Source organism: Wolbachia endosymbiont of Muscidifurax uniraptor, assembly GCF_054149795.1.
The window spans coordinates 1,014,634-1,035,039 of sequence record NZ_CP083727.1 but is presented as its reverse complement, the minus strand read 5'-3'; the positions used below and the strand labels follow the sequence as shown (position 1 = coordinate 1,035,039).

Sequence of the window (20,406 nt, the reverse complement as noted above, 5' to 3'; positions counted from 1 at the left end):
TATAGCCTTTTACTTGTTTCCGGACAACCTCTAATACCAATTCTCATTGTTGTCCAGTCAAATAGGAAACATTGCAGAGTTGTTTAGTTGTGGAGCTGGCAAGAGAAGTAATAAATTTGCACAAAGCACCCTCAAGTAGAGCAATTGTATCGTATATTTTATTGCGCAAAATGTTCTGTTTTATATATAACCAAAGCCTCTCAACAGGATTTAGCTCAGGTGAGTATGGAGGTAGGTATATAATGTCGATATTTTTAGGTACCTTTAAATTTTTTGACCTATGCCAACTAGCACAGTCCATAACGAGAAAAGCCTCTCGTGTTTCTAGATATTGCGAAATTTGCTCAAGAAATATGTTCATGCAATCAGTGTTGACATTTGGTGCAAATAAGCTAGAACTCTCTCCATTTCTAGGATTAACTGCACTATAGAGATAGAAATTTTGCCTACCTAATTTTGTTTTAACCTGTGTTCTAATCCCCTTTTTAAACCACCCATGTCCAACTTTTGAATGTGTGCCAAACCGTGATTCATCAAAGAAAAATAGCTCTTTTTCTGGATACTTGCTAATAGCTCAATTGAGATTTTTTTTTGAATTCCTCTTGTTTGCTTTTATCTTGTCCATTATGAACTGGTCTTGGTGTAATATATGAGAATTTCATCTTTTGCATATGGCGGTGTACTGTAGATTTGCTGATATTTAATCCGAACTTTTCCTGGATTCTTATTCTCATTTCTTTAATGGTGATATTAGGATTTTCTTCTATCCACTCTTCAATTTGCTGTAGTTGAGCCTGATTTAATTTAGTTTTTCTACGACGTTGTGAAGGAGCAAACAGTTTTTCTTCTCTGCCAATTTTCAAGAGTTTTACCCACGAAGTTAGTGCGCTTCTTGAAATGCAATATATTTTTGCTACAGCCGTTATACTGTACTTTTTTGCTGCAATTACAGCATTTAGTTTTTTTGAAACATATGCATTATTCCTTACTTTCTTCAGCATTTCTTTTGCTGATTCTACTACTTTTTCATCCAATAATTTTGATCTTAATGCCATTTAAACCTCGCTATTTTACTTACTTCAGTATGGCTTTTCTTCCATCATTGTCCATCTGTTTGCCCTGTAATGGGAATTGGTATTAGGTTCTCTAATTGCACATAAGTCAACAATAATTTTCACACAAATCAAAACAGCATATCTTCTCCATAATCCTTGGTAATTTTACATAAGTTAAAAGTAGCATATGGTTCTCTCCGCGGTCTGAGATGACAATAAATTTGTCAAGCCGCATTATACTTGTTAGGCGGAAGTGGACGGCAACATATTTACCACGAAGTCTAACTAAGTTCTTGCTTGTCCCTTCCATCGGCATTGCTATCTTTATTTTCAATAAAATTATTGTCCTATGCTCTTTTGATGTTTATTGATAATAAAATTCTGTTTTATCAACCAACATCCTATGCATAATTATAGCTCTTTTTACAATAATCCGAACAGACCGTAATATGCTACTGGCCTGCTATAGCCATAAACACATATCTTATCGCATTCGGACTATTATAAGAAAGGCTATACAGCTAATTTTCTTGCTACTGCTACAATTGCTTTTTTCATTCCTTTTTTCTTCGCAACCCCAGTTTTTTAATTTAAATGTCCTCTTGGTAACTGTAAGCATTGTTTGTGCAGCTTCATATAACATACTTCTACATTCCGCTGGTCCCATCTTTGATATGCTGCCATGCCGATCAACTTCTCCAGAAGAATATTGCCTTGGTGTCAACCCTATATACCCCAGTTGCGGATTAGCCAACGAAGTAAAGCTCAGAAATGCAGCGGCTGCATGGAATATGAAACAAGCGTAGAAAAAATGTGTACCAAAAAATTTATCGGTGATCTGTGGCGAGTATGCTCAATCTCAAATTTGTTTTTCAGAGAGCCAAAAACTGTCTCAATAATCGATCTTTTTCTTAACAAAATCTTCTCATTTAGCGCCATTAATGAGTTTTTCATACCCTTTTTTATACTGGTTACAAGCTTTAACCCTCTATCGAATAATTCGTGAAAAAGATCTTTTTTGATATATCCTTTATCTCCAAACAATAATCCAGTCAATTTCTTAGTTAAATTTGGCACAGGTATCAACGTTGCCTTTTATCACCGTAACCCCTTGAATTTCGCCAGTTTCATTGATTACTAGATGTACCGAAAAACCACCCATAAGTAGTCTTTCCAATCTTTGCCAACCCTTTGAAAACTTTGTTTCTCGAGGTCCTTTTTGGATGGCAAACAGCGATAGATGTTGCATCTATGTACGAAATCCCTGTCACTTTTGACTGTTCGCAAAACCATTGCATTAAGAGCGCTAAATACCATAAAACCCGCGATTTTAGCCTGATAAACCTACTATAGGATGGCAATTTTGGAAACGCTGATTCGTATAATAATTTCAAATAATGCACATAGAAAATTTTAAAATTGTCGCACTTGATATAGCAATATTATGGTAAAAATCTCTGAATGCGTAATCTCTGGCGTCCTGGTTGGTTTTTTGCCACTTGGTAGAAGTTTTTCTGCAAAATTTTCATCGACTGTATTGCAAAAATCATCGACTATACAAAAGATTTCTGTTACTTTCTCTTTCATTGGTAACCTCCTATTTTAGGAATGAATATCAAATACCTCGGAGTTTACCCTATTTCCTTACCTTTTCTATTTTTTCTAATTTACAACTGGGGTTAGCAGTGCTGTGAGAATGGTTGAAAGCGCAAAAGAAAACCTCTCGGAAGTTAAAAATATACTGGTCGATGCAGGTTATACAGGAGAAAATTTTGCAACTCAAATAAAAACGATTATTGGAGCAACTGTAGAAGTAATAAAACGAAGTGAATTACATTCCTTTGCTGTATTGCCACAAAGATGGGTTGTAGAGCGATCTTTCGCTTGGTTAGAAAAATGCAGACGATTGTGGAAAAATTGCGAGCGAAAACTTAACACTAGCCTACAAATGGTCGTTCTTTCCTTCATTTCTCTTCTATTGAGAAGATTTTAAACAGGTTCTAAATCTTTATTTTAAAAATGTCATATTGACCACCGGTACCTGAAAATACTATTCCAATTGATCAGAGCTATCCATTTCCTTAATTTTTGTAACGTTGTCATAGGAGTACTATAACTTTAGTATCAACTATGTTTTATTGTTTTTGCATCTAAAAAAATTTAGCTTATTCAAGCAGCATTTTGCCTTTTTTTGGATGTAGGGATTTTTTAGGAATTGTCTTCTTGAATTCTATGGTATTTTGTTTAACATTGAAACAAGATTCCAGTGTCAGCTACTTGCATGACATTGTTGGTTAATGTTTTATGGCTTTACGATAGCTATACAACTTATCTTAAAAGCAATATAGTGTTTACCATACAATGAATCAAAGATAGTAAGTAAAGTCTATGGAATTTCAAATCGCTACACGTTTTCAACCGGCTGGGGATCAACCACAGGCAATCGATAGCTTAATTGCAGGGCTAAATAGCAATAAAAGAGATCAGGTTTTGCTTGGAGTTACTGGTTCTGGGAAAACTTTTACTATGGCAAATGTTATTGCAAGGACAAACAGGCCTGCATTAATTATGGCACACAATAAAACTTTAGCAGCACAGCTTTATGAGGAAATGAAAGGATTGTTTCCCCATAATGCTGTTGAATACTTCATTTCTTATTATGATTATTATCAACCTGAAGCCTATTTACCACAAACTGATACTTATATCGAAAAAGATTCTGCAATTAACGAAAGAATTGAGATGCTGCGTTATTCCACCGTCTGCTCCCTTTTGGAGCGCAGGGATACGATCGTAGTTGCCAGTGTTTCCTGCATATACGGTCTTGGTTCGCCTGAGAGCTACCGCAGCATGATCATACCGCTTAGTGTTGGAAATAAAATTCGTATTAATGATTTCCTGAGCAACTTAACTGATCTTCAATACAAGCGCTCTGATGCCAGGTTTGAGAGAGGATATTTCAGAGTGCGCGGCGATATTGTTGATATATTTCCTTCCCATTATGAAAATAAAGCTTGGCGTTTATCGTTATTTGGCGATGAAATAGAAGAAATTTCTGAAGTTGATGCTATAACGGGCAATGTTACCAAAGGCGTAAATAAAATCACCATTTTTCCAAATAGCTATTACATAACCCCGCGTGAGGCTTTGTTGCAGGCAATTGAACTAGTCAAAAAAGAGCTGCATGAACGCTTGGATTATTACTACTCGCAAAACAAGATTGTTGAAGCAAAGCGCCTCGAGCAACGCACTAATTTTGATATCGAAATGATGAGAACAACAGGAATATGTAAAGGTATTGAAAATTATTCGCGTTATCTCTATGGAATGGAAGCTGGGGATCCACCGCCTACTTTGTTTGAATATTTACCCAAAGAAGTAATTTTATTTGTTGATGAGAGTCATGTCACCGTTCCTCAGGTTGGTGCGATGTACAGTGGTAATGAGGCGCGTAAAAAGAAATTGATTGACTATGGCTTCAGGCTCCCTTCCGCTTTTGATAATCGTCCATTAAAATTTGAAGAGTGGGAGGGAGTTAGGCCGCAGACTGTTTACATTTCAGCCACTCCAGGAAAGTATGAGTTGGCAAAGACCAGTAATGTATTTATAGAGCAAGTTATCCGTCCAACAGGGCTTACGGACCCAATCTGCATTGTAAAACCAATAAAGAGTCAAATTGATGATGTAATTCATGAGGCACAAGTGACAATAGGGAAGGGATTTTGTGTTTTAATCACTACATTGACGAAAAAAATGGCTGAAAATTTAGCTGAATATATGAGTGAATTGAATATGAAAGTGAGTTATTTGCATTCTGATATTGGTGCGCTGGAGAGAATAGAAATTATATGTAAATTAAGATCTAAAGAAATCGATGTTTTAGTAGGTGTTAACTTGCTGAGGGAAGGTCTTGATATTCCAGAGTGTGGGTTGGTTGCAATTTTGGATGCTGATAAAGAAGGATTTTTGCGATCGGAAACTTCATTAATTCAAACGATCGGTCGTGCTGCGCGTAATGCTGAAGGTAGAGTAATTTTGTATGCAGATAAAATCACTGGTTCTCTGGATCGTGCGTTAAAAGAGACCGAAAGAAGAAGAAAAAAACAAGAAGAACATAATATATTGCACAATATTGTCCCAAAGACTATAATAAAACCTATATCAAACACCTTACAGGAGAGGGCAATAGCAGAACCGAAAGTAAATACTAATAAGGATGATTTGAGAAAGCAAATGATAGAGCATGCTGAAAATTTAGAATTTGAAGAAGCAGCAAGAATAAAAAAATTATTGTAAGGTTAAATAACACATGATGTAATGTGCATAGTATAAAAATGTAAATAATTTGTATCCGTTCAGGAGAGTGGTTTAAGAAACAATAGATAGGAGATTTTGGAAAGGATTGAGACCCCTTTGTTTCCAAGTTAAGTATAATGAAATTATCCGCTCAAGGAATGTATTTCCCCGCTTTGATTGTGTAAAATATGAGTTTTTGCGATAAACGACATAATGCCGAATTTGCCGTTCAGCGTGGTTATTTGTCAGCGGAATATTTTCTGGGTCATCTAAAAATTTCCACATCATTCTTTCAGATCTTAGAACATTTTTTGCAACTCGAGAGGCTCCAATTGCTTCAGGTAAACGAGATATCTCCTTCAAGTAATACTTTGTACGTTTTCTTAATTTTCTGGCACGTCTGACAAACCTCAAAACATCTATCTCACTTTTTAGTAAAGCTTTTTTTAGTGCAAATAATTCAGTGGCCACGTTTCTCAAGTAACAACCCAGAACTTTAACTTCAATATTCCAACTATGTGCTAATCTTTCAAAATCTCTTGATAAATGTGCCCAACAGATTTGCCTGTTTTTATCGGCAAAATAATTGTATGCTGCATACCTGTCAGTTATTACCAAGCTATTGCGATTGCAGAATTTACTATTTTGTAAAACTTTCATTCCTCTTGACTCTGTAAATTTTACAAAACTTGCCGTATTGCTTGCAAACATCCAACACCAAGCGAGTTTACCTTTGTTATAATGGCTCGTTTCATCAATATGTAGAACTTTACTCCTACTTATCTCTTGTTCGATCTGCTCATACATTTTTTTGCATTTTGAAGCAACTCTATGTTCACTACTTGATATGCTACCGACGCTTATGTTCAAATTGAAGATATCATTTACGACACTCGCTATTTCGCGTTTTGAATTTTTGTAGAATCCGCTGAACGCTGCAATTATTGACTTAACCCTTGGACCAAATGTATTTGGCGTAACACCTTCCGGTAACTTGCTACTTCTTCTCTTTCCGCATCTCCGACAACGGCCATGTTCTAACTGATATTCCACTACATAAGGCTTGATTTCTGGAAGATCAACTTTCTGATGAATATATGGTTTTTCACATATTGCAATTTCTCCTCCGCATTCGCAAGTATTAGGCAACTCTATCTTTACTACTTTATCTGCATCCATGTTGGCGCGAAAACTTCCTTTATGACCAACCTGACCGCCAATATTCCTTTCGCTTTTCGGCTTATTCTTTTTTATTTTATACAACTCTTTGGAACTTGGTATTGATGAATTTTTTGAGCTTAAACCGAGTCTTTCTCTTAACTCAGCATTTTCTATCTTTAAAGCCTTATTTTCTGCTTTTAAACTTTCATTCTCTTTTTCCAATCTTTCTATTTTTGCTTCTAACCTTTCTATTTTTTGCTGTAAATTTTTGCAAAGTTCTAAAAGGTTTACCATATTATTTCACTTTTGCTCTATGATTATCTTTTTAGATCACCTTGTCTACCTTATTCTGCCACTCCGCTTAACGGATACGATTTAGCTGCTTTTAACTTGCAACTAACCTACACCGCAAGTGTTTAAGAAATTTACTAAGCAGGAAAAAAGGCAAAGAAACCCCGTAGTAGCTAGCATTCAAATTCTCCCTTGTCAATTTGACGTTTTTTGCTGTCTTAAACGCTTTGTAAGCGCGTTTCGGCTTATATAGATAAAAACCTAAAAATTTTTAAAGACATGCGATGCACGTAGTGCGAAAAATTAAACATGAGACGCCAAATACCCTAAGTTTTTTGTCATTAACCTGCACAGATTGCGAAGATAAATAAATAGCTTCAGTTTCATGATAAGGGGACTGGCAAGGCTTGTCAAGCAAGTTTTTTGCAATATCAGGGGATAATTTCGACCATAAATCCCTATCAATAAATTTTAACAAAAATACTTTAGTGCATTTTCAAATATAAGCATTCCATCGCCATATTTTGGCACAGCAACACCTAAACGCTTGCTCTTTTCTTTTTCAAGGGGCCAATTATCTTGCTGAGTAAAAAATATTCCCCTTTCTGGATGGGGCATTAAAGCTAGCACTCTTCCACTTTTATCTGATAAAGCTGCTAGGTCGTATGTAGATCCATTCGGATTGTAAGGAAATTGTAGGTTAGCATAGTTGCCATTTTTATCAATGTAACGTAATGCGGTGGAATTGCTCTCAATCAATTGGTTCAAAATATCTTGATCCATAAAAAATTTGCCTTCCCCATGAGCAATAGGGAGATATAGTTCACTCAGGCCCCGTAGCCAAACAGAATTACTCTTTGAATTAACTCTCACTCTAATCCAACGGCATTGATAATTGCCTATATCATTATGGATTAAAGCTAGACTAGAGAATTCTGGAATTAATTTTACTAATATCTGACAACCATTACATATTCCTATAATCAGCTTGTCCTGAGATAAAAACTCTTGAAACTCATCCAACAAGTTGTTTTTAATACGTAAAGCAAACGCATTACCAGCACCAGTGTCATCACCATAGGAAAAACCCCCTGGAATTGCAAGTATATTGCTTAATTTCAGTTCACCTGGATTATCTATGATATCGTTAATGTGAACGATTTTTACTTCAATATTACCAATACCAAGTTTTCTGCTGCATTCCATAAATGCAAATGCAGTTTCTTTTTCGCAATTTAAGCCATAACCAGATAGGACTGTGATTTTCATGAATTGCTAAAAATTAAAAAATTCGAATTTCCTTTTTACAAAATTTGCTACTAAATTTAACGCAAATAACACCAATAATAAAGCTATAATTGCGATAGCAGCAAGTTCAACAAATGCAATTTCAGGATTGCTTGACCATATGTATATTTGCACAGGTAGAACAGTCGCCGGATCGAAAAAGGACGTAGGTGTATCAGCAATAAATGCCACCATACCCATCATAAGTAAAGGAGAAGATTCACCTAAAATCCTTGCAATTGCAAGCACAGTACCATGTATTATTCTTGGTAACGCAATCGGTAAAGAGTGATCTAATATCACCTTGATGTGAGGTGCACCAAGCGCAAACGCTGCATCTTTTATCGTAATAGGAACATTCGCAAAGGCATTTTTTGTTGCAATTATAATATTAGGTAACATCATAAATGAAAGAGTCATTCCACCAACAAGTGGTGAAGAGCGTGGTAGCCCAAATATGCCAAGATAGAGAGTTAAGCCCACTACACCAAATATTATTGAAGGCACTGCAGCAAGATTATTTATGCTAATTTCTACAATATTAGTCATTAGCCTATTTTTAGGCATAAATTCGTAAAGACAGATGCCCGACATAATTCCTATTGGTAATGCTAATGCTAGGCACACTATAATTGTCATTAATGAACCGATAAACGCTCCTAAAATCCCTGCATTTTCAGGTTCACGAGAGTCAGATTTAAGGAATAAAGACTTATTAAAAAATTTTTTCACTCTCCTCTTTTCTTTTAGCCAATCAAGTAATTTAGCATAACGATCATTCAAATATTTATCTTTATTTATTGAATTAATTATACTTGACGCGGTAAACCAGATCTCATATTCACCACTATCTTTTACTTTCTTACGAAAAAATTTCTCTAGTTCTTTGTAAGAATTACGACTTAAAATTTCGTCACCGTCTTTAAAATCAGTTCCTCCAAACACCTTACGTAAAGAATCGTTGAGTAAGCCAACGGACTTATACCGCAAATCACTAGGATTACTCGCCAAAGCAAGATCAGCATTTATTTCAACTGGCAATAAAATTTTCGTTACTGTTAAGGCACTGTAAGAGTTAACTAATATACTCAACAATATACACACAGGACAGCCAAGTGAGATAACTAGCGCCGTGAAAGAACAAAAGCGTAGCGCTCTGTTCTTTTTATTTTTCCTTTTTATACGAGCATGTACACGCCTTGACTGAAGTAATTTAAGGAATTTTTTCTTTATACTCATTTACTTTTCTTTACACGAGGATTTGAAAAAACTTTCCCCTTTTTTGTCATGCAAGTAGCTGACACTGGGATCCAGCAGGCTTTGCCTGCAAATAATTTTTACATTTTCCATGAAAGCACAAACCAAAAGGAGAATAATGAATGCTGGATCCCAGTGTCGAAGCACTGGGATGACACCAAAGCGGGAGGCAAACACAATGTTCGTACAGTTGTGTGTCACGCACTGGGATGACAAGAGAGAGTTCTGAGATGACACAATTGACATCACTCCCTATTGTATCTACTTAGATTTCTTTTTAACATAAGTAGTACGCTCTTTGATCCTTGCAGCTTTTCCAAATAGTTTGCACAGATAATACAGTTTTGCTCTACGAACCTTTCCTTTTCTTGTCACTTGCACTGAAACCAGTGCAGGAGAATAAACAAAAAACTGAGACACTATACTTTCTCCATGGCTCACTTTTCTGACTGCAAAAGAAGAATGCAAGCCGCGGTTCCTTTTTGATATACATACACCTTCAAATATCTGTATACGTTCACTTGTACCGTCAACTACTTTAAAAGTGACCTTCAAATCATCGCCAGGACGAAATTCTGGTATTTCTTTAGCTAACACTTGCATTTGCTGTTCGTTAAATTTTTTAAGTAAATTTGTCATTTATCTCTCCATTCAATAATTCAGGCCTACGCTTTTTTGTTATAACATGAGACTGCTTCTGCCTCCAATCACTTATTTTTTTGTGATTGCCAGATAACAAAACCTCAGGTACTTTATATCTCTTCCACTGCTCAGGTCTAGTATATTGAGGATATTCAAGTACACCACCACCATAATTAAAACTTTCTTCAGTAATACTATCGGTATTATTTACTACACCTGGAAGAAGTCTAATGCACGCATCAAGAACCACCATTGCAGCTGGCTCACCTCCTGAAAGTATATAATCTCCAATACTTAACTCATAAGGAGTATACGCATCAATTATCCTTTGGTCAATACCTTCAAATCGACCACACAATATTGTTATATGAGGAAACTCTAATAATTCTCTGGCAATATTCTGATTAAACTTAGTTCCAGATGGAGTCATGTAAATAAACTTAGTGTTTTTATGAACAGAGAGCGTACTATCTACTGCATCACCAACTACATCAGAACGCATAACCATTCCTGCTCCACCTCCATATGGAACATCATCCACAGTTGAATGTTTATCTTTCGCAAAAGAACGAATATTTATTACTTCAAGGTTCCATATTTTTTTTTCTAACGCTTTTCCGGCAAGAGAATAGTTCAAAAACCCGGGGAACATTTCTGGAAATATGGTTAATATTGTAACATTGAATGCCATTAAGGTTTATTTTAAGTTATTTGGGGCTATACTCTAAGAACAGTAAATTGATATAATATATAGTTAAATTAAGCATGTCACTGAATAAAACGATATACGAAGGTAAAGCGAAAGCCATTATTGAAACTGAAGACTCATCAACTGTTATACAGCACTTTAAAGATGATGTTACAGCATTCAATAAGGAAAAATATGAAATTATTGAGAGCAAAGGAATAATTAATAATCATGTTAGTGCTTTTATCATGGAAAAGCTTGAGAAAGCAGGAATTAGCACACACTTTATAAAAACTCTGAATGAAAGAGAGCAGCTAGTCAAAAAACTCAAAATCATACCTCTTGAAGTAGTAGTGAGGAATGTTGCAGCTGGCAGCTTTTGCAAACGTTTTAATATCAAAGAAGGTGAGAGGCTTGCATCTCCTATAATCGAGTTTTTTTACAAAAATGATGACCTAGCCGACCCAATGGTAAATGAAAATCACATACTGTATTTTGATTGGCTATCTAGCAAAGAAATGGATGAAGTAAAAACTACAACTTTAAAGATCAACGAAATCCTAATTGATTTATTCTCAAATGCAGGCATAGATCTAGTTGACCTTAAATTGGAATTTGGCAGATTGATAAATGACAGTACTAAAATCATTTTAGCCGATGAAATCAGCCCTGATAACTGCAGGTTATGGGATAAAAATACTTATAAAAAGCTAGATAAAGACGTCTTTCGTTTGAATTTAGGCAACTTGAAAAAAGCATACTTAGAAGTTGCGGAAAGATTGTCAGTAGAGTTAGGTTAACTAAATACTACTCTATCAAGTGGAGGGTTACATGCCTCATCAAGTTTTCCAATAATTTCAATTTTTTCTCCACGTTTTTGGAAATGATTTTTCACGTTTTGCATATTCTCAGAACTTACGATCAATACCATACCAATACCACAATTAAATGTTTTTAGCATTTCTTTCTTCTCTATTTTACCCTCCTTTGTTAGCCATAAAAATATATCTGGCCATTTCCAGGAATTAATGTCTATGTTTGCAAATAAGTTTTTTGGAAGAATTCGCGGAATATTGTCTACCAAACCACCACCCGTGATGTGCGCAATACCTTTTACTTGTGACATGATAGGCAGCAAAGAATCAACATATATTTTTGTTGGTTCAAGTAGTATTTCATTCCAAGATTTATTATTCCATAGAGATGTATCGTTATAATTTATACCTAAGCTTTTGAAAACATGGCGCACTAAAGAAAACCCATTTGAGTGAATTCCACTTGACTCTAAGCCAACTATATAATCACCTGCTTTCATAATACTACAGTTTGGAAGAATTTGCTTTCGATCAACTACACCAACCACAAACCCTGCAAGGTCATAGTGATTATTACCATACATTCCAGGCATTTCTGCAGTTTCCCCACCAACCAATGCTATTTTAGCTTGCTTGCACCCCTCTGCAATGCCCTTAACCACAGATAATAAAACATCTTTGGTCAAAACGCCTGTTGCAAAGTAATCAAGGAAAAACAAAGGCGTTGCTCCTTGTGCAAGTAAGTCATTTACACACATTGCAACTAAATCTATACCTATAGTATCATGTTTATTCACTTCTTGAGCTATCAACAGTTTCGTACCTACTCCATCAGTTGAGGAAACGAGTACTGGATGGTCATACTTCTTACTTAGTGCAGCAAAATCAAATAACGCAGAAAATGAACCTATTTCGCTGATTACTTCTTCTCTAGTAGTTTCTTGAGCAATAGGCTTGACTTCTTTTATTAACTTATTATATAGTTCAATATCTATTCCTGATCTGGTATAAGTATTCATAATCCTTTTATAAATTTTAAAATTGTTAATACTATATTAATGCCTTGATATAAAAAGTGCAACGAAACTTTCTCTTAATTGACTATTATATACTTACCAATATAGGGTAACTTAAATCATTTATAATTATCCAATGAACGAAAATACCAAAAACATACTGTTAATAACGGAACTGCTATCAGGACGGCTGCTTCATGACTTTGCTAACTCTATGAATGGAATAACGTTTGGCGTAGAAGAGCTTGAAGTAATAGATAAGAATGATGCTGATGCGCAGAAGGAAGCGTTGTTGTTTCTTAAAGAAAGCTCCGATGATTTAATATATAAACATAAAGTTATGAAGCAGGCATATTCTTCTTCAATGGATAATTATAGCTTTGATAAGACCAAATCTAATATCGAAAATTATTTATTAAAAAAAAAGTAAAGCTTACGTGGAAAATAGACGCATACTCTGCAAAAAATAAGGAAGATTTAATTGAAAAGATAAATAAGATAATTTCCAATATGGTGCTAACTATAGCCAGTGCAGTGGCGGAAGTCGAACTAGTATCTGTTTTACTGAGTCAAACAGAAGATAAAATGCTATTAACTATAAAAATTCTAAATGAACACAAACCAATAAGCAAATCATTAGTAGACAAATTAATCAAAAAAAATGACACTAATTTAAATACAAAAGATATTAATATCTATATGACCTCTTTATTATTAGAGTACTATAACACTGAAATGCATTATACTTGCGAAAATAATTTGCTGGAAATAGGTTTAACTATAACTTGAGTTGCATATTTGGTTATTACAACTTTTTCTTCGTGTCAAGGCATTCCCCGACAAGGGGTACCAAATCTAATTTTTGTAATCACTTAAGTCTAGTACTATTTTATTAATGTAGCGCTCATTTGCATCTTTGATGATAAACTTCATACCATTTTTATATTTAATGACTTCATCTACAGAAGGCACTTTACCAGCAATCGAAAGAATCAAACCACCAAGTGTAACATAATCTTCTTCAGGGTCACGTAATTCTATTTTTAGATCCTCTTCTATATCTTTTATAAGAGCCCTTGCTGATACTTCAAACTTATTTTGAGACAATTCAGTAATGGTATATTCTGAATTTATTTCGTTTTCACTATCAATGTTTGGTATTAGTTCCTCTACAAGATCAGTCATTGAAATTAAACCATCAGTTCCACCATATTCATCCAATACGATAGCTAAGCATGATTTAGAAGAGTTCATCCTAACAAAAAGATTAGTTGTCTTCATCGAGGGTGGAACAAATATTACGCTTTGTATAATATGTTTCAGATTAAAATTTTTATCCCTATTAAAAATAACATCTTTTACATAAAAAAAGCCTATTACGTTATCAAAGTTATTTTTATAAATTGGTATTTTAGTGTGGCAAGTGTTTTTTATCTTCTTTATTATTTCACGCTCGCTTGACTCAATGTCTACTGCGCATATCTCTGTACGTGGAGTCATTATATCCATTATACCACAATCGCGGAATTTTAATAGACCATTAAATATATTAAGGTCTGGCAGATCTTTCATTAATGCCTCAGTCGCACACTTTTTCAACACAGAAGCTTTTTTGAAAAGGAAGAGAAAAATTCTATATGCTATTTTTTCTACTAAGGTTCTTTTTTTACTCAATTTATTCCCTGTAATGGCAAAAACGTTTTCAGATTAGATTTATCAAGAAAACTGTTATTAAATGTTTAATAAGCATGTGAATAATGTCAAATTAATTTGTGAATTATTTGTTGATATAAAATACCAACAATTGATCAACAACTTTTTCAACAACATATACATAGTTGTGTAACAATGCATGATGGTAAAGTATTTTCCATAAAAGAAAATTACTAACACTCTAAACACCTTACTTATACACATAAATCATAACAGAAAATCAATAATATACGAAAGTTACTCACATATTTATCCACAAGTTGAATAACGCCAATTTTTACTGAATTTTAAGTTAGTAACAAGTTATTGATAGAACTATTATTACTACTATACTTTAATATACAAAAGAATAAATAGAATAGATTGGAAAGCAGCAAAACAACAATAGCGAGAATTATTAAGAGAAATGAGCCAGGTGGAAGAGTGCCTATCTGGCTAATGCGTCAGGCTGGCAGGTCTCTTCCTGAGTACCGCAAAGCAGTAAAAAATATGAATAATTTTATGGAGATATGCTACAACACAGATTTAGTGACAGAATTGACGTTACAGCCGGTGACAAGATTTGACATGGATGCGGCGATAATTTTTTCAGACATTTTAATAATAGCTGATGTTTTGGGTTGTAACGTGAATTTCGTACGCGGTGTAGGTCCAATAATAAAACCCGTGGAAAGTCCTAAGGAATTGAAGGGTCCACAAGAAATTGAAACTAAAACCTTACCAATTCTAAACGCTATAAAAAAAGTCAGAAGCCAATTACCAAAAGAAAAATCTCTCATAGGATTTGCTGGTGGACCATGGACAGTAGCCTCATACATCATAGAAGGTGGGAGCAGCAAAACTTTTTCCAAAGTATTAAATTTTTATCCTTCGTGTTTGAAGGAAATAATTGAACGAATAACGGAAGTGACGATTATTTATCTAATTAAACAGATAGAATTTGGAGCAGATGTTATTCAGCTATTTGACAGTAATGCTGGTGCGTTATCGGAACCATTGTTTAAAGAATATGTTATCGAACCAACAAAGAGAATTATCTTGGCAATAAAGGATAGATTTTCTGATTTTCCAATAATAGGTTTTCCAAGGTCTGCTGGAAATCTTTATAAAGATTACTGCGAACAAACAGGTGTATCTGCAGTAAGTATAGATTATAATGTTCCAATAAAATGGGCGAAAGCGAATCTAAACATCCCTCTACAAGGAAACCTTGATCCTAATCTTTTAGCCTATAATAAAACGGAAGCAATCAAAGAAGCAAAACGTATAATAGATTGCTTTAGAGATTTACCCTTCATATTTAATCTTGGACATGGAGTACTCCCTGATACTCCAGTTGAAAATATTGCTGCGTTGGTAAACCTGGTAAAAAGCTACTAATACAATACACAAAATTCCTAGCTTTTTTGTTGTACGGGGTTTATCATTTAGATTTAGCTTCAGTAAAATATGTCAGACCTTGCAAAAAGAATGTTCCTAATAAAACCATCACCTACGATTGCTGTAACTGATAAGGCAAATAAGTTGAAAAATGAAGGAAAAAAGATCTGTGTTTTAGCTGCAGGAGAACCGGATTTTGATACTCCAGATCATATAAAAAAAGCAGCTATTCAAGCAATAAGTGAAGGTAAGACTAAATATACTGCTGTTGATGGAACGCGTGAGCTGAAAGAAGCAATAATTAATAAGTTAAGAAAGGATAATAAACTCGAGTACACGCTTAACCAAATCTGTGTTGGTACAGGTGCTAAGCAGGTGTTATTCAATTTGTTCATGGCAACAATTAACTCTGGAGATGAAGTTATTATTCCAGCTCCTTATTGGGTTTCATATGTTGATATGGTAAGTCTTTTTGGCGGCTTGCCAGTTGTAGTAGAATGCAAACAAAATTTTAAACTGACAGCGGAATTATTGAAAAGCAGGATAACTAAAAAAACTAAATGGTTAATTCTTAACTCACCGAACAACCCTGCAGGAGCTGTGTACACATGTGATGAATTGAAAGACATAGCACAAATATTGCTTGAATATCCACATATGAATGTCGTTACAGATGATATTTATGAGCATATAATATACGACGAAAAGTTTTTTACTATCGCTCAGGTTGAGCCGAAGCTTTATGATAGAGTTTTTGTAGTCAATGGAGTATCAAAAGCCTATGCAATGACAGGCTGGAGAATAGGGTATATTGCAGGTAGAAGTGATGTGGTAAAAGCTATCTCTACGCTGCAGTCTCAAAGCACTTCTAATCCAAATTCGATAGCACAAGCAGCAGCAGCAGCAGCATTAAACGGTGATCATAGTTTTTTGAAAGAAAGAACAAGGATTTTTAAGAGTCGTAGAGATTTTATGGTGAAAGAGCTAAATTCTGTCCCGGGATTATCAGCGTCTGTTCCACAAGGTGCGTTTTATTTATTTGTCTCATGTGAAGGATTGCTCAGTAAAAGCACAAAAAGTGGTAAGATAATAAATAATGATTTAGATTTTACTGAATACTTACTGGGAGATCATTTGGTTGCTGTGGTTCCAGGAATTGCATTTGGTCTAGAAAATTTTATCAGAATTTCTTATGCAACCTCTCAGGAACAATTAGAAATTGGATGTGATAGTATTACTAAAGCGTGCCAGGAGTTAAAATGAAATAGACTATCCATAAGTTGTATATTTTGCCATACTTCGCCAAGGTTATTTTGAATGTTCTAACTTGTGTTTTTCTATGGAAGGCATTTTTATTGATTGAGCAAGTGTCTTTCTAATATTGAATTCCTCATTTTTTTCATTTTGTTGCAGTAAGTTAATGTTATTTATTTTATTTACTAAATCTTTCCCCTTTTCCAGAGTCTTTAAATCACTTTCGTTAATGTGATGTTCATTGTAAAATTCTGCAACAATTTCTTTTCTTTTCGGATAAGTATTTAAAAATTCCGACACCTGATGTTTAGCAACAGCTTGAATAAATTTCTTATTAAATCTTGAATCGTTATATAGATCTTCTAAATTTTCATCGTAGTGTTTTGCTTCATTTACAGCAAGCTTTATTATCTCTTCTATACCACTTAGAAGTTTCCTATACAATTTGTCGTATCTATTGCCTAGCACGTGTGTAGCGAATGTTTGTTCAATGTATTTTGTTATGTAATTTTGCAGCGTATTATCTATCGTGCTTATATTCATCAGCCTGCTTTAATATTATATTAACTATTTTACACATAAAAAGGTTAATATTGAATTAATAGAATACTTCTGAAGTCAAATTTTACTGAAAATTATGGTATTTAAGATATAATTGTCAGCATGAAATAAAAACATAAATAAAATGGATCTTGTAACAAAAGTGAAGCTCAAGATAAAGATGAATAAGGGTAAAATCATAAATATACTTATCATTTGTGGTGTAATTTTTTTCATATACCTTATTCATGAGCCAGTTGTAGATATGGTAGAAAAAATTATAAGTAAAATAAAAGGTCTCTTTTAAAAATAGAAAAAGTGAACTTTTTCCATCATCCAAACTTGAACCTGGAAAATTTAGTTAATGCATAAACTACTTATGTTGGCTATGAGTTCAACTGTATAAAATTCCGGTAAATTAAAATAAGTATTCATAAAAATATTGTTTTCTATAAACAGAGTATCTATAACGCTAGCTTTGGGGTAAAGTATTGCAGAGGAATTTTTAATCTGGTTGTTGGCGTCACTGTTTTATGCATACCAATATATATTACGCGTAATTCCAAATATTATAATTCCTGAATTGGTAGTAAGGTTTAATATAGGAACAACAGAAATAGGACAATTTTGTGGACTGTATTATGTAGGTTATGTGTTAGCACATATTCCTGTAGGTATTCTTTTAGATAGATTTGGTTCTAAAGTTGTTATACCGATTTGTATTGCATTAACATCTTTAGGTGCTTTACCTTTAGTCAGTTCTAATGATTGGAGTTATTCTATTATTGGAAGAATAATTACTGGTATTGGATCCTCTGCTTCAGTACTTGGACTCTTTAAAATAATAAGAATCTATTACCATAGAGAAAAATTTGCCATGATGTTCAGCATATCGGTTATTATTGGCATTTCAGGTGGTGTATTTGCCACCAAACCATTACATGTCTTACTTGATAAGTTTGGGTGGGATTATTTATTTACTGTGTGTATAATGCTTGGATTATTGCTTGCTTTAACTACCTTTATATCTGTACCTAAAGTTGGCACCTCAGACGAAGAATTAAATATTAAAATTTTAAGCAAAGTTATATTTAATAAAGATATTTTATTGATAGGTTTGTTTGGCGGTTTTATGGTTGGACCATTAGAAGGCTTTGCAGATGCGTGGTCTGCAACATTCTTGCATGAGATGTACGCTATAGATAGACACATTGCATATAGCATTTCAAAATGGATACTAATAGGCTTTGGCTTTGGGCATTTATTACTTCCTTACATATTAGCAAAAAATCCAACCAAGCACTATGAAATAATAATTTCTTGTGCTATGGCCATGATAATTGTGTTCTTATTACTTTTTATATGCAATATTAGTGAACTCCTGGCATGTATATTACTATTCATTATTGGTCTTGCTTCTGCATACCAAATTGTTTTTACTGCTAAAGTTGTAAGTTGTGTAAAAAACGAAGCAGTAGCAAGTGCAGGATCTGTAGGTAATTCCATAGTTATGAGTTTTGGTTATTTTTTTCACGTCATTATTGCAAATATAATGAATTTTTATTGGAACGGTGAAATTATCGATGGAAAGCCATTTTATGGAACTGATGTAATGGTTAAGTCTATGTTAATAATACCTATATGCCTACTAATAGGAATGATAGGCTTTTGGTTACTTAAAGTTATAAGCTGTAAAAAGAGCTAAGCAGATTTAGATGATTAATATAGTATTGTTTTTTATAACTAAAGTATCTATAATCCTAAATTTTAGCTGAGATTCATGTTGCAGAGGAATTTTTTAATCTGGTTGTTGACGTCACTGTTTTATGCATACCAATATATATTACGCGTAATTCCAAACATAATTGCGCCTGAATTAATAACAAAATTTAACATAAGTATTGCAGATGTTGGCCAGTTTGGTGGGTTATACTATGTAGGCTATACGCTAGCTCATATACCTATTGGTCTTTTCCTTGATAGATTTGGACCAAAGTTTGTTTTACCTGCTTGTACCGTTTTGACATTTACCGGAACACTACCGCTTATATGCTTTGATGAGTGGAGTTATTCAATAATTGGAAGAATAATTGTGGGAATTGGGTCATCCGCTTCGGCAGTTGGAATCTTTAAAGTTGCAAGCATGTATTTTGCGCAAGAAAAATCAGCAAGAATGGCCAGCTTATCTATAATTATAGGAATTTTGGGAGGGATATGTGGCGGGTTACCTTTAGACTTCTTACTCGATAAATTTGGCTGGAATTATGTTATCTATACATTCTCAGCATTTGGGTGTTTACTTGCTCTGTTGCTGTTCTTAGTAACGCCTGAAAGCAATGCTCAACAGGAAAAAGTTAGCATTAGAGACTTAAAAAACATACTTTTCAACAAGCATATTATTCTAATTAGCTTTTTTGGTGGACTCATGGTCGGTCCAATGCAAGGTTTTGCCGATGGTTGGGTGAAAGCATTCTTTTTTGAAGTATATAAAATGAATGAAGACTTGGCATCTTCTCTCTCTTCCGTAATATTGATAGGAATGTTAACAGGATCATTCTCTTTGGCTTATTTATTGGAAAAATATAAAAATAAGCATTATGAAGTAATAATTGCATGCTCATTTGCAATGATCGCTAGTTTTCTTTTGCTTTTTACTCAGATTGGTGGCTTGTATGTTGTATTACCTACGCTTTTTATTATTGGCTTCACATCTGGATATCAGGTGGTTACCATTTACAAAGCGATAAGTTATGTAAATAATAACTTGGTAGGCCTGGCTACAGCTGTGTCAAACATGATAGTTATGGTTTTTGGCTATTTTTTTCACACTGGGATCGCAAAAATAATAGATTTGTGTTGGGATAGGACAGTGATACAAGGAAATCCTGTGTATAGTGCTGAATTGCTGATAAAAGCAACATCTATTATTCCTGTATGTTTGCTGATAGCTGTTTTTGGGCTCTTATGGTTAAAAAAGCAGGATAAGCAGTCTTAAAATTGCTTGTGCATCT

20 protein-coding genes and 2 pseudogenes are annotated in these 20,406 nt (G+C 34.2%); 11 read left to right on the top strand and 11 right to left on the bottom strand.

The features are described 5' to 3' along the window. Positions 1–43 precede the first annotated feature (43 nt). The 3 genes and pseudogenes from LA754_RS05305 to LA754_RS05295 all read right to left on the bottom strand — a co-directional run bounded on the left by LA754_RS05305 (position 44) and on the right by LA754_RS05295 (position 2,642). Positions 44–1,055, bottom strand: a protein-coding gene (locus LA754_RS05305) for an IS630 family transposase (protein ID WP_410530063.1) whose coding sequence is annotated in 2 segments (ribosomal slippage) — positions 44–574 and positions 576–1,055 — 1,011 coding nt in all. Because the reading frame shifts where the segments join, the coding sequence is not laid out codon by codon here. Between the two features lie 484 nt (positions 1,056–1,539). Then, entirely contained in the window at positions 1,540–1,779 is a 240-nt protein-coding gene (locus LA754_RS05300; RefSeq protein WP_265040772.1) for an IS110 family transposase, read from the bottom strand. 22 nt (positions 1,780–1,801) lie between these two features. Beyond that, positions 1,802–2,642: pseudogene (locus tag LA754_RS05295) on the bottom strand (IS982 family transposase). Positions 2,643–2,727: 85 nt separating this feature from the next. Between LA754_RS05295 and LA754_RS05290 the strand changes: the two are divergent. Both LA754_RS05290 and uvrB read left to right on the top strand, forming a co-directional pair. After that, positions 2,728–3,048 (top strand): annotated as a pseudogene (locus LA754_RS05290) (transposase); the annotation flags it as partial. A 395-nt stretch (positions 3,049–3,443) separates the two neighbouring features. Further along, on the top strand, positions 3,444–5,351 hold the full coding sequence (uvrB, locus tag LA754_RS05285) for an excinuclease ABC subunit UvrB (RefSeq protein ID WP_457923624.1): 1,908 nt from the start codon (positions 3,444–3,446) through the stop codon (positions 5,349–5,351). A gap of 72 nt (positions 5,352–5,423) precedes the next feature. On the opposite strand, the gene LA754_RS05280 is transcribed toward uvrB, so the two are convergent. The 3 genes from LA754_RS05280 to pstA all read right to left on the bottom strand — a co-directional run bounded on the left by LA754_RS05280 (position 5,424) and on the right by pstA (position 9,329). Continuing rightward, entirely contained in the window at positions 5,424–6,806 is a 1,383-nt protein-coding gene (locus tag LA754_RS05280; RefSeq protein ID WP_006280014.1) for an IS66-like element ISWen3 family transposase, read from the bottom strand. Positions 6,807–7,274: 468 nt separating this feature from the next. Beyond that, complete coding sequence (locus LA754_RS05275; protein WP_006279487.1) at positions 7,275–8,072, bottom strand: phosphoribosylformylglycinamidine synthase subunit PurQ; 798 nt, start codon at positions 8,070–8,072, stop codon at positions 7,275–7,277. A gap of 6 nt (positions 8,073–8,078) precedes the next feature. Continuing rightward, positions 8,079–9,329: a phosphate ABC transporter permease PstA gene (gene pstA, locus LA754_RS05270; RefSeq protein WP_457923623.1), complete on the bottom strand. Its 1,251-nt coding sequence runs from the start codon at positions 9,327–9,329 to the stop codon at positions 8,079–8,081. 48 nt (positions 9,330–9,377) lie between these two features. Between pstA and LA754_RS05265 the strand changes: the two genes are divergently transcribed. Beyond that, the gene (locus LA754_RS05265) at positions 9,378–9,560 is read left to right on the top strand and encodes a hypothetical protein (protein WP_049973595.1); all 183 of its coding nucleotides are present in this window, start codon (positions 9,378–9,380) and stop codon (positions 9,558–9,560) included. 48 nt (positions 9,561–9,608) lie between these two features. On the opposite strand, the gene rplS is transcribed toward LA754_RS05265, so the two are convergent. Further along, a complete protein-coding gene (gene rplS / locus LA754_RS05260; RefSeq protein WP_006279489.1) occupies positions 9,609–9,986 on the bottom strand; it encodes a 50S ribosomal protein L19 in 378 nt (125 codons plus the stop codon). Next, a complete protein-coding gene (trmD, locus tag LA754_RS05255) occupies positions 9,970–10,680 on the bottom strand; it encodes a tRNA (guanosine(37)-N1)-methyltransferase TrmD (protein ID WP_006279490.1) in 711 nt (236 codons plus the stop codon). Before trmD ends, rplS begins: the two co-directional genes overlap by 17 nt. A 74-nt stretch (positions 10,681–10,754) precedes the next feature. Here trmD and purC point away from each other — a divergent pair, with 74 nt between their 5' ends. After that, entirely contained in the window at positions 10,755–11,477 is a 723-nt protein-coding gene (gene purC, locus LA754_RS05250; protein WP_006279491.1) for a phosphoribosylaminoimidazolesuccinocarboxamide synthase, read from the top strand. Here purC and purM read toward each other — a convergent pair. Next, positions 11,474–12,511 carry a phosphoribosylformylglycinamidine cyclo-ligase gene (gene purM, locus LA754_RS05245; RefSeq protein WP_077188347.1) on the bottom strand — a complete coding sequence of 346 codons (1,038 nt, stop codon included), beginning with the start codon at positions 12,509–12,511 and terminating at the stop codon, positions 11,474–11,476. The two genes, purC and purM, sit on opposite strands and share 4 nt — an antisense overlap. Positions 12,512–12,644: 133 nt before the next feature. Here purM and LA754_RS05240 point away from each other — a divergent pair, with 133 nt between their 5' ends. Both LA754_RS05240 and LA754_RS05235 read left to right on the top strand, forming a co-directional pair. After that, positions 12,645–12,938, top strand: coding sequence for a hypothetical protein (locus tag LA754_RS05240; RefSeq protein WP_006280049.1), 294 nt, complete (start codon positions 12,645–12,647; stop codon positions 12,936–12,938). Continuing rightward, on the top strand, positions 12,923–13,297 hold the full coding sequence (locus LA754_RS05235) for a histidine phosphotransferase family protein (protein WP_158246746.1): 375 nt from the start codon (positions 12,923–12,925) through the stop codon (positions 13,295–13,297). The genes LA754_RS05240 and LA754_RS05235 overlap by 16 nt, the downstream gene beginning before the upstream one ends. Positions 13,298–13,363: 66 nt before the next feature. Here the strand turns inward: LA754_RS05235 and LA754_RS05230 are convergent, their stop codons facing one another. Beyond that, positions 13,364–14,182, bottom strand: coding sequence for a transporter associated domain-containing protein (locus LA754_RS05230; RefSeq protein WP_006280046.1), 819 nt, complete (start codon positions 14,180–14,182; stop codon positions 13,364–13,366). A gap of 402 nt (positions 14,183–14,584) precedes the next feature. On the opposite strand from LA754_RS05230, the gene hemE reads away from it, so the two are divergent. Both hemE and LA754_RS05220 read left to right on the top strand, forming a co-directional pair. Further along, positions 14,585–15,601: a uroporphyrinogen decarboxylase gene (hemE, locus tag LA754_RS05225; protein ID WP_006280045.1), complete on the top strand. Its 1,017-nt coding sequence runs from the start codon at positions 14,585–14,587 to the stop codon at positions 15,599–15,601. Positions 15,602–15,670: 69 nt separating this feature from the next. Next, positions 15,671–16,864 (top strand): pyridoxal phosphate-dependent aminotransferase, encoded by a 1,194-nt coding sequence (locus tag LA754_RS05220; protein ID WP_006280044.1) that lies wholly within the window; start codon positions 15,671–15,673, stop codon positions 16,862–16,864. Positions 16,865–16,909: 45 nt separating this feature from the next. Here the strand turns inward: LA754_RS05220 and LA754_RS05215 are convergent, their stop codons facing one another. Continuing rightward, positions 16,910–17,398, bottom strand: a complete 489-nt coding sequence (locus LA754_RS05215; protein ID WP_006280043.1) for a hypothetical protein — start codon at positions 17,396–17,398, stop codon at positions 16,910–16,912. 142 nt (positions 17,399–17,540) lie between these two features. On the opposite strand from LA754_RS05215, the gene LA754_RS05210 reads away from it, so the two are divergent. The 3 genes from LA754_RS05210 to LA754_RS05200 all read left to right on the top strand — a co-directional run bounded on the left by LA754_RS05210 (position 17,541) and on the right by LA754_RS05200 (position 20,390). Further along, positions 17,541–17,702 (top strand): hypothetical protein, encoded by a 162-nt coding sequence (locus LA754_RS05210; RefSeq protein ID WP_006280042.1) that lies wholly within the window; start codon positions 17,541–17,543, stop codon positions 17,700–17,702. Positions 17,703–17,885: 183 nt separating this feature from the next. After that, positions 17,886–19,100, top strand: a complete 1,215-nt coding sequence (locus LA754_RS05205; RefSeq protein ID WP_049973648.1) for an MFS transporter — start codon at positions 17,886–17,888, stop codon at positions 19,098–19,100. 75 nt (positions 19,101–19,175) lie between these two features. Then, positions 19,176–20,390, top strand: coding sequence for an MFS transporter (locus LA754_RS05200; RefSeq protein WP_006280040.1), 1,215 nt, complete (start codon positions 19,176–19,178; stop codon positions 20,388–20,390). The last annotated feature ends 16 nt before the right edge of the window (positions 20,391–20,406 follow it).

What these genes read in the sequence shown, in the direction of transcription:
- uvrB (WP_457923624.1), top strand. Translation starts at nt 3,444, where the DNA reads ATGGAATTTCAAATCGCTACACGTTTTCAACCGGCTGGGGATCAACCA.
- LA754_RS05280 (WP_006280014.1), bottom strand. Translation starts at nt 6,806, where the DNA reads ATGGTAAACCTTTTAGAACTTTGCAAAAATTTACAGCAAAAAATAGAA.
- LA754_RS05275 (WP_006279487.1), bottom strand. Translation starts at nt 8,072, where the DNA reads ATGAAAATCACAGTCCTATCTGGTTATGGCTTAAATTGCGAAAAAGAA.
- pstA (WP_457923623.1), bottom strand. Translation starts at nt 9,329, where the DNA reads ATGAGTATAAAGAAAAAATTCCTTAAATTACTTCAGTCAAGGCGTGTA.
- LA754_RS05265 (WP_049973595.1), top strand. Translation starts at nt 9,378, where the DNA reads ATGCAAGTAGCTGACACTGGGATCCAGCAGGCTTTGCCTGCAAATAAT.
- rplS (WP_006279489.1), bottom strand. Translation starts at nt 9,986, where the DNA reads ATGACAAATTTACTTAAAAAATTTAACGAACAGCAAATGCAAGTGTTA.
- trmD (WP_006279490.1), bottom strand. Translation starts at nt 10,680, where the DNA reads ATGGCATTCAATGTTACAATATTAACCATATTTCCAGAAATGTTCCCC.
- purC (WP_006279491.1), top strand. Translation starts at nt 10,755, where the DNA reads ATGTCACTGAATAAAACGATATACGAAGGTAAAGCGAAAGCCATTATT.
- purM (WP_077188347.1), bottom strand. Translation starts at nt 12,511, where the DNA reads ATGAATACTTATACCAGATCAGGAATAGATATTGAACTATATAATAAG.
- LA754_RS05240 (WP_006280049.1), top strand. Translation starts at nt 12,645, where the DNA reads ATGAACGAAAATACCAAAAACATACTGTTAATAACGGAACTGCTATCA.
- LA754_RS05220 (WP_006280044.1), top strand. Translation starts at nt 15,671, where the DNA reads ATGTCAGACCTTGCAAAAAGAATGTTCCTAATAAAACCATCACCTACG.
- LA754_RS05215 (WP_006280043.1), bottom strand. Translation starts at nt 17,398, where the DNA reads ATGAATATAAGCACGATAGATAATACGCTGCAAAATTACATAACAAAA.
- LA754_RS05210 (WP_006280042.1), top strand. Translation starts at nt 17,541, where the DNA reads ATGGATCTTGTAACAAAAGTGAAGCTCAAGATAAAGATGAATAAGGGT.
- LA754_RS05200 (WP_006280040.1), top strand. Translation starts at nt 19,176, where the DNA reads ATGTTGCAGAGGAATTTTTTAATCTGGTTGTTGACGTCACTGTTTTAT.